Here is an 8,860-nt window from a genome sequence, read left to right on the forward strand (position 1 = left end):
GCGGCCACTGATTATCTTTAAGAAGTCGGTTTGGATTGCCGCTTTAAAACAAAAAAACCGGTCTTTACAGACCGGCTTTCGCAATGCTGACAACGGCAAAATCGCCGCTGGCATTTTAATCGGGTTTAGCGTTTCAAACCGCTTTCCTCGGCCGCGCCGATCGCGAGGTTCATGCACTGGATCGCCGCACCCGACGCGCCTTTGCCCAGATTGTCGAGGCGCGCCACAGTCACGAAGCGTTCCGCCGTGCCGAACACAAACAGATCCACGCGATTCGTGTCGTTGTTCGCCTGCACGTCGAAAAAACCGCCGTCCAGATTCGCTTCCGCATCGAACGGCGCGACGCGCACGAAGGCTTCGCCCGCGTAGTGCTCGGCGAGCAGCGCGTGCACTTCTTGCGGCGTCGTCTTCCTGGCCAACTGGCGCGGCGAGAAGTACGTGGTGACGGCGAGCCCTTTGTAGAAGTCGCCGACGATCGGCGTGAAAACCGGCGCCGACTTCAAACCGGTGTGCGCCGCCATTTCGGGCAGATGCTTGTGCGTGAGGCCGAGCGCATACGGGCGCGGGCTCTTGAGCTTGTCGTTGCCGCCGGCCTCGTAGTCGGCAATCATTTTTTTGCCGCCGCCGCTATAACCGGTGATCGAATAAGCGTGGGCCTCGAAATCGGGCGTGACCACGCCGGCTTCGACGAGGGGACGCATGGCCAGCACGAACGCCGACGCGTGGCAGCCCGGCACGGCGATGCGCTTCGCCGTGCGCAGACGCTCGCGCTGCGAGCGCGCGAGTTCGGGCAGGCCATAAGCCCAGTCGGCGGAGGTGCGGAACGCGGTGCTGGCGTCGATCAGCACGGTGTGCTCGTTTTCCACGAGCGAAGCCGATTCCCGCGAAGCCACGTCGGGCAGGCACAGGAACGTGACGTCCGATGCGTTGATGAGACGGCGGCGTTCTTCGAGATCTTTGCGCTTCGCTTCCTCGATACGCAAAATCTCCACGTCCGCGCGCTGCGACAGGTATTCAAAAATCTTCAGGCCGGTCGTGCCTTCCTGTCCGTCGACAAAAACTTTCGTGCTCATCTCGATCTCACTGGCTTCTTTGGAAACAGCGCGCGACGCCGCGCGAAAACGCCATTTTAAGACCTCATCGCCCAACGCGTGCGAGAGGCGCTGAAAACGGCGCGAAAAACAGGACAAAACGACGATGCTCGCGCAACGTGACGTCGGCGTGACGTGGCTCAGGCGGGCGGGAAGGCAAAGCGCGGCGGCACGGGCGAAACCGGCTCCGGCTCCGGCTCCGGCTCCAGTGCCGGTTCTCAACGCGCTGCGGCGATCCAGCGGGCCGTCACTTCGGCAACCCGCGCGCCGAAGAGCCGCGCCGTTTCGAGGTCGCCGGCGGGCGGCGCTTCCTCGGGCGATGCATCCGCTGGAGATTGCGTGAGCAGTCCGGTCGAGCCGCCCACGTAGTTCAGATCGTTGCGCGTGGCCGCCTTGGTGTTCGACGGCATCAGTCCGGTGCCGGACCAGATCATGCCGTGCTGCATCGCCAGCGTGACGAAATACTGGATGGTCAGGAATTTGTCACCGTTCATCGTCGCCGAGTTGGTGAAGCCGGCGGCGATCTTGTCCTTCCACGTCTGACCGAACCACGGTTTGGAGCTTGCATCGGCGAACTTCTTGAAGTCGGCGGACGGTCCGCCCATGTAGGTCGGCGCCCCGAAAATGATGGCGTCCGCGGCGGCGAGCGCGGCCCAGGCCGCTTCGTCGATCTCGCCGACCGGCAGCAGCCGGCTCTCCGCGCCGGCCTCCAGCGCGCCGGCGAGCACGGATTCGGCGACCTTCTTCGTGTGGCCATAACCGCTGTGATAAACGATGACGATCTTCGACATGAGCAGCTCCAGGCAAAGAGAAGTGAAATGCGATGGCGCACGGCCTCGGGCCTCACCGCGCACCAGCGCGCGCGGACGACAGAATTGCCGCGCGACGAGCGATGCGCTGCAAGCCGTGCGTCAGGCGGCGTTCGGCAGCCAACTCCAATCAACGCCAGTCACGCCCTAGCGGCCGTAATTCACCACCATCCGGGCGCTCCCGAGCGTGGCCGTGCCGATCTCGTGATCGAACATCAGCGCGGGGCGGCCTTGCGCGAGGCGCAGATCGGCGGTGCTCAGGGCATACACGGTGATCACGTAGCGGTGAGGTTTGCCTGGCGGCGGGCAAGGGCCGCCATAACCGTCGATGTCGAAGTCGTTGCGGGCTTCCGCCGCGCCGAGCTTCTTGAGAAAACCCGACGCGCTGGCGTTTTCGGGCAGGCTCGTCACCGTGGCCGGAATGCCCGCGACCGCCCAATGCCACCAGCCGCGGCCGGGCGCGTCGGGGTCGAACATCGTGATGGCGAAGCTGCGGGTGCCGGACGGCGCGTCGCGCCAGGACAATTGCGGCGAGCGGTTGCCGCCCTTGCAGTCGTCTTGGTCGAACACTTGCGGGGCGCCGACCGTGCCGCCCGCATGAAAGGTGGCGCTCGTCAGCGAGAACGCGCCCTGCGCGAAAGCGACGGGGCCGTGCGCCAGCCATAGCGCGAGGCAGAGCGCGGCGCAGATGAACAACGGCGTGCGGCGAAACGGCGAAACATCCGAAACGGCCAGGCAACGCAAGAGCATGCCGGTTCTCCGTGGAGAGCACTGACTGTCGCGCCGCATGGTGGCCGCGCGAGCCGCGAGGCAGTCGTCTCGCGAGGGTTATGGTTCCTGTTTTGTCCTTCAGGGTCGAATCAAGTCTAACATCAGCTCCCCGATGCATTGTGTTTCGCCAATACCGGATTACGGCTTTGAAATCAGCTATAGTCGGAAAGAGGTTCCGGCATCACGGCCCGTGTCTCATTGGCTAAGTAAAACGGTAAGAATAAACAAGGCATGACTAAAGTTGTTTTGGAGAGGGTTTTTCTGTCGAGGTACGGGCAATGCAAGAGGTAGTCAAGGTCGTCATCGCCGACGATCATCCAGTAATCCTATTCGGCGCCGAACAGGCGTTGCTCAAGTTTCCCGGTTTGCAGGTGGTCGCGCGTGCGCGGCAGTCGACGGAATTAATCAAGGTGCTGCAAACCATTGAGTGCGATGTGCTCGTCACGGATCTCGCGATGCCCGGTGGTCAGTATGGCGACGGCTTGCCGCTTGTCGGTTATTTGCGCCGCAATTTTCCGGATCTTCCAATCGTCGTGCTAACGATGCTGGAGAACGCCGCGTTGCTGCAACGGTTGCGGGAACTCGGCGTGACGTCTGTCGTGAACAAGTCTGACGACTTGAGTCATATCGGGCTCGCGGTGCAGCACGTGAGCCGGCATTTGGAATATCTGAGTCCGTCGGTCAAGGCGTCGCTCGACGCTTTGCGAATGAATACCGGCGGCAAGAGCGACGAAGTGATGCTGTCCAGACGCGAACTCGAAGTCGTGCGCCTCTTCGTGTCGGGCATGACCATCAAGGAAATCTCCGAGCAGCTGAATCGCAGCATCAAAACGATCAGCACTCAGAAGAACACGGCCATGCGCAAGCTCGGCATCGACCGCGATTCGGAGTTGTTCCAGTACGCGCAGAGCAACGGTTTGCTGAATTTGTCTTCGCATTCGACGGAAGCTACCGGCGACTTGCCTTAGCTGCTCGCGGTTTTGCCGCGACGAAAGAAAAAGGCCGCCTGTCGCGAGACAGGCGGCCTTTTCATTCGAGCGATGCCGAGCGATACCTTGCAGTCGCGCTTACTGCGGCGAGGACGTTGCGCCGCCGTGCGCTGCCGACCATTCAGCCGGCGCGTGCAGGAATTTTTCCACTTCGTCGAGCGTCTTGGTGTCGAAGTAGTTGTTGGCCTTCGCGACGCGCAGCACGTCCCACCACGTGGCGAGCGCGTGCAGATCGACGTCGATGTCTTTCAGCACCGACACGCTTTCCTTGAAGATGTTGTAGTGAAACAGCACGAAGCAATGGTTCACCGTCGCGCCGGCGGTGCGCAGCGCGTTGATGAAGTTGATCTTGCTGCGGCTGTCGGTGGTGAGGTCTTCCACCAGCAGCACGCGCTGACCTTCGGTCAGCAGGCCTTCGATCTGCGCATTGCGGCCGAAACCCTTCGGCTTCTTGCGCACGTATTGCATGGGCACCATCAGGCGGTCGGACAGCCATGCCGCGAACGGAATGCCCGCGGTTTCGCCGCCGGCCACCGCGTCGATCTGCTCGTAGCCCACGTCGCGCAAAATGGTGGCTTCAGCCATTTCCATCAGGCCGCGGCGCACGCGCGGGTAGGAAATCAGCTTGCGGCAATCGATATAAACCGGGCTCGCCCAGCCGGACGTGAAGATATACGGTTTCTCCGCGTTGAAATGCACTGCTTGTACTTCGAGCAGCATCTTGGCGGTGGTGTCGGAGATCGTCTGGCGATCGAAGCCTGTCATGGGCGCATCCTTGGGTATGAGCGGGAGAAGCGGGCGCGAGGCCCGGTGGCGCAACAAGCGGGATATGCCGCGCCGTGCTGGGCGGAATATGCAGCGGCCAGTGGAAGCTGGCCGGTTTTTGCTGCGCGCGTAGGCCGACATTTTACCCGAAACGGACCCCGCCGAGGAGTTCGTCGTGCGCGGCAGCAAGCAGTCGCGGTCGTTGCGGTTCCTTTCGTGCGCGCAGGGCGAGTGACGGCGGCGACCCGCTATGCGCGCCTCGCAGGCTGGGTTCTCGGCCTGGCTTTCTGGCTCGCTTGTGAGCAATCCGGCGCGCCTTTACACTCACGCGAATTTCTCGGGCGCCGGTTGCCGCTGCCGCCGAATCGAATTACGGATTGCTTCCCATGACACCCGCTTCCTCCGCCACCGACGCCCGAGCCTCCGCCCGAAACGGCTACGCTGTGCGGGCCCTGATCGCATCGGTGCTCGGCTACGCGATGGACGGCTTCGATCTGCTGATCCTCGGTTTCATGCTGCCGGTCATCGCCGCCGACTTGCATCTCAGCTCGGCTCAAGCCGGCTCGCTCGTCACGTGGACGTTGATCGGCGCGGTGGCCGGCGGTTTGATTTTCGGCGTGCTGAGCGACTACTTCGGCCGCGTTCGCATGCTGACCTGGACCATTCTGATGTTCGCGGTCTTCACCGGCCTGTGCGCGCTGGCGCAGGGCTATACCGACCTGCTCGCGTACCGGACCATCGCCGGGATCGGGCTGGGCGGCGAATTCGGCATCGGCATGACGCTTGTCGCCGAAGCATGGCCGGCATCGCAGCGGGCGCGAGTCTCGTCGTATGTCGGCCTCGGATGGCAACTCGGCGTGCTGGCGGCCGCGTTGCTGACGCCGCTGCTGTTGCCGCTCATCGGCTGGCGCGGCATGTTCGCGATTGGGCTATTGCCCGCCGTAGTGTCGTTTTTCGTGCGGCGGCGCGTCGAGGAGCCGGCGCTTTTCACCGAACGCGTCGCGCGCGGCGTGCGCAAGCTGCCGCTGAAGCTGCTGGTCGCCGACGCCCGGACCGCGCGCGCGAGCCTCGGCGTGGCGATTCTCTGCTCGGTGCAAAACTTCGGCTATTACGGGTTGATGATCTGGCTGCCGAGCTATCTGTCCAGAACCTTCGGCTATTCGCTGACGAAATCGGGCGTCTGGACAGCGGCCACGGTCGTCGGCATGGCATGCGGCATCTGGCTGTTCGGCATCGCCGCCGATCGCTTCGGCCGCAAACCCGCCTTTCTGTTCTACCAGGCGGGCGCCGTGGTGATGGTTTTCGTCTACGCGCACCTCGCCACGCCGGGCGCGCTGCTGATCGGCGGCGCGGCGTTGGGCGTATTCGTCAATGGAATGATTGGCGGCTATGGCGCGCTGATTTCGGAGCTTTTTCCGACCGAGGCGCGCGCCACCGCGCAAAACGTGCTGTTCAACGTGGGACGGGCGGTCGGCGGCTTCGGGCCTGTCGTGGTCGGCGCGCTCGCGGCGCGTTATTCGTTTGGCGCCGCGCTGGCCTTCCTGGCGTCGATCTATCTGCTCGATGTTCTCGCCACGCTCTGGCTGATCCCGGAACGGCGCGGCGCCGAACTGCAATAAACGCTGCGCGCCGTGCTCGCGGATGCGGCGCCGCAGCATGACTGGCGGGTGTTTCGCCGATGGCGAGCCGTGTTAACCAGTCAGTGCATCGCCACGCGCGGGGTGTACACTAACCGACCCGTGTAGCACTCCGCACCGTCCTGCGCTTTCGCCGGGTACCGACGCCGCGCCTAACCGGCGCATGCGAAACCGCCTCGGTGGTTTATCCATTCGATAGATGCAAGCGACGCCAACGGTGTGATGTGCCGGCTCAATTTCTTACGTCTCCCAGGCAAAAAATGGACGACCAACTCAAGCAAAGCGCTCTCGCTTATCACCAGAACCCGAAACCCGGCAAGATTTCGGTCACGCCCACGAAGCCGCTGTCGAACCAGCTCGACCTGTCGCTCGCTTACTCGCCGGGCGTCGCCGCGGCCTGCATGGCGATCTACGACGAACCGCTGGACGCGCAGAAGTACACGTCGCGCGGCAACCTGGTCGGCGTGATCACGAACGGCACGGCCGTGCTCGGTCTCGGCAACATCGGCCCGCTCGCGGCCAAACCGGTGATGGAAGGCAAGGGCTGCCTCTTCAAGAAGTTCGCCGGCATCGACGTGTTCGACATCGAACTGTCGGAGTCCGATCCCGACAAGCTGGTCGAAGCCATCGCGATGCTCGAGCCGACGCTCGGCGGCATCAATCTGGAAGACATCAAGGCGCCGGAATGCTTCTACATCGAGAAGAAGTTGCGCGAGCGCATGAAGATTCCGGTTTTCCACGACGATCAGCACGGCACGGCGATCATCGCGTCGGCGGCCATCCTGAACGGCCTGAAAGTGGTCAACAAGAAGCTCGACGAGGTGAAGCTGGTGTGCTCGGGCGCGGGCGCGGCGGCTATCGCGTGTCTGGATCTGCTCGTGAATCTCGGTTTGTCGAAGCAGAACATTCTCGTCGTCGACTCGAAGGGCGTGATTTACGAAGGCCGTGGCAATCTGGACCCGTCGAAGGAACGTTACGCGGCCAATACCGAGGCGCGCACGCTGGCTGACGCGATCCGCGGCGCCGACGTGTTCCTCGGCTGTTCGAGCGCGGGCGTGCTGAAGGCGGAAATGGTCGCGGAAATGGGCACGCAGCCGCTGATTCTCGCGCTGGCCAATCCGGAGCCGGAAATCCGCCCGGAAGAGGCGAAGAAAGTGCGTCCGGACTGCATCATCGCGACGGGTCGTTCGGACTACCCGAACCAGGTCAACAACGTGCTGTGCTTCCCGTTCATCTTCCGCGGCGCGCTGGATGTGGGCGCGACCACCATCACGGAAGAAATGAAGCTCGCGTGCGTGCGCGCGATCGCCGAACTCGCGGAAGAAACCGATCAGGGCGACGAAGTCGCGAAGGCGTATGAAGGCCACTCGCTCGAATTCGGTCCGGAATATCTGATCCCGAAGCCGTTCGATCCGCGCCTCATCATCAAGATCGCGCCGGCTGTCGCGCAAGCAGCCATGGATTCGGGCGTCGCGACCCGTCCGATCAAGGACATGGACGCGTACCGGGAAGAACTCGGCACGACGGTGTATCGCACGGGCATGGTGATGCGTCCGGTGTTCGCCGCCGCGAAGTCGGAGCCGGCGCGCATCGTGTTCGCCGAAGGTGAAGACGAGCGCGTGCTGCGCGCCGCGCAATTCGTGCTGCTGGAAAAGATCGCCAAGCCGATTCTGGTCGGCCGTCCGTCGGTGATCGAAATGCGTCTGAAGAAAATGGGCTCGAAGCTCAGGTGCGGCGAAGACGTCGAGATCGTCGATCCGGAAGACGATCCGCGCTATCAGCAGTGCTGGCAGGCGTACCACGAACTCGGCGCGCGCGAAGGCGTCACGCCGGACGTGGCGAAGGCCGCGTTGCGCAAGTTCAACACGCTGATCGGTGCAATTCTGGTGCGTCTCGGCGAAGCCGACGGCATGATCTGCGGGATGATCGGCCAGTACCACACGCATCTGAATTTCATCGAGCAGGTGCTGGGCAAGGCGGACAACGTGCAGAACTTCGCCGCCATGAATCTGCTGATGCTGCCGGGCCGCAATCTGTTTATCTGCGACACGTACGTGAACGAAACGCCGACCGCCGAGCAACTGGCCGACATGACCATGCTGGCCGCAGGCGAAATCGAGAAATTCGGCATCACGCCGAAGGTCGCGCTGCTGTCGAACTCGAACTTCGGCAGCGCGCCGTCATCGTCGTCGCAACGCATGGCCGCGGCTCGCAAGCTGATCGCCGAACGTGCGCCGACGCTTGAAATCGACGGTGAAATGCACGGCGACGCGGCACTCTCCGAAGTGGTCCGCAAGGCGGCATTCCCCGGCACGACGCTGTCGGGCGAAGCCAACCTGCTGATCATGCCGAACGTGGAAGCGGCGAACATCGCGTACAACCTGCTGAAAATGGTCGGCGGCGAAGGCGTGACAGTCGGCCCGTTCCTGTTGGGCGCCGAGAAGCCGGTTCACGTGCTGACGCCGGCTGCGACCGTGCGCCGGATCATCAACATGACCGCGGTGGCTTCGGCAAACGCGCGCAAGTCGGTGAACAGCAAGTAATCGAAGCGGCGCCCTTCGGGGCGCCCGCTTTCGCGGCAGTCCCGCGAAAAAGAAAAACGCCACGGAAGCGAATTCCGTGGCGTTTTTTTATGTGCGCGTTGCGCGTCTACACAACGATCAAGCCAATCAAGCGTAAGGGTCCGGTGAAGTCACGTTGAAGCTGTGGTCTGCGCATAGGAGCATCGTGTCCATCAAAAACGTGATGGAGACGTGTACACGATGGCGGACAACGATCGGGTTGATGATGAAGTGGTG

At 62.9% G+C, this 8,860-nt stretch carries 7 protein-coding genes; 3 read left to right on the forward strand and 4 right to left on the reverse strand.

Annotated elements, in window-relative coordinates; genetic code table 11:
- Positions 1-125 precede the first annotated feature (125 nt).
- The 3 genes from argC to VOM14_RS19105 all read right to left on the reverse strand — a co-directional run bounded on the left by argC (position 126) and on the right by VOM14_RS19105 (position 2,650).
- The gene (gene argC / locus VOM14_RS19095) at positions 126-1,073 is read right to left on the reverse strand and encodes an N-acetyl-gamma-glutamyl-phosphate reductase (RefSeq protein WP_327630293.1); all 948 of its coding nucleotides are present in this window, start codon (positions 1,071-1,073) and stop codon (positions 126-128) included.
- Positions 1,074-1,309: 236 nt separating this feature from the next.
- Positions 1,310-1,882 (reverse strand): flavodoxin family protein, encoded by a 573-nt coding sequence (locus VOM14_RS19100; protein ID WP_327630294.1) that lies wholly within the window; start codon positions 1,880-1,882, stop codon positions 1,310-1,312.
- Positions 1,883-2,047: 165 nt separating this feature from the next.
- On the reverse strand, positions 2,048-2,650 hold the full coding sequence (locus tag VOM14_RS19105) for a YbhB/YbcL family Raf kinase inhibitor-like protein (protein WP_327630295.1): 603 nt from the start codon (positions 2,648-2,650) through the stop codon (positions 2,048-2,050).
- Positions 2,651-2,949: 299 nt separating this feature from the next.
- Here VOM14_RS19105 and VOM14_RS19110 point away from each other — a divergent pair, with 299 nt between their 5' ends.
- Complete coding sequence (locus VOM14_RS19110) at positions 2,950-3,639, forward strand: response regulator (protein ID WP_327630296.1); 690 nt, start codon at positions 2,950-2,952, stop codon at positions 3,637-3,639.
- 99 nt (positions 3,640-3,738) lie between these two features.
- On the opposite strand, the gene VOM14_RS19115 is transcribed toward VOM14_RS19110, so the two are convergent.
- A complete protein-coding gene (locus VOM14_RS19115) occupies positions 3,739-4,425 on the reverse strand; it encodes an orotate phosphoribosyltransferase (protein WP_144143599.1) in 687 nt (228 codons plus the stop codon).
- Between the two features lie 386 nt (positions 4,426-4,811).
- On the opposite strand from VOM14_RS19115, the gene VOM14_RS19120 reads away from it, so the two are divergent.
- Positions 4,812-6,044, forward strand: coding sequence for an MFS transporter (locus VOM14_RS19120; protein WP_327630297.1), 1,233 nt, complete (start codon positions 4,812-4,814; stop codon positions 6,042-6,044).
- A 278-nt stretch (positions 6,045-6,322) separates the two neighbouring features.
- On the forward strand, positions 6,323-8,605 hold the full coding sequence (locus tag VOM14_RS19125) for an NADP-dependent malic enzyme (RefSeq protein WP_327630298.1): 2,283 nt from the start codon (positions 6,323-6,325) through the stop codon (positions 8,603-8,605).
- Positions 8,606-8,860 lie beyond the last annotated feature (255 nt).

This window comes from Paraburkholderia sp. MPAMCS5, from assembly GCF_036016995.1.
Classification (GTDB): Bacteria; Pseudomonadota; Gammaproteobacteria; order Burkholderiales; family Burkholderiaceae; genus Paraburkholderia.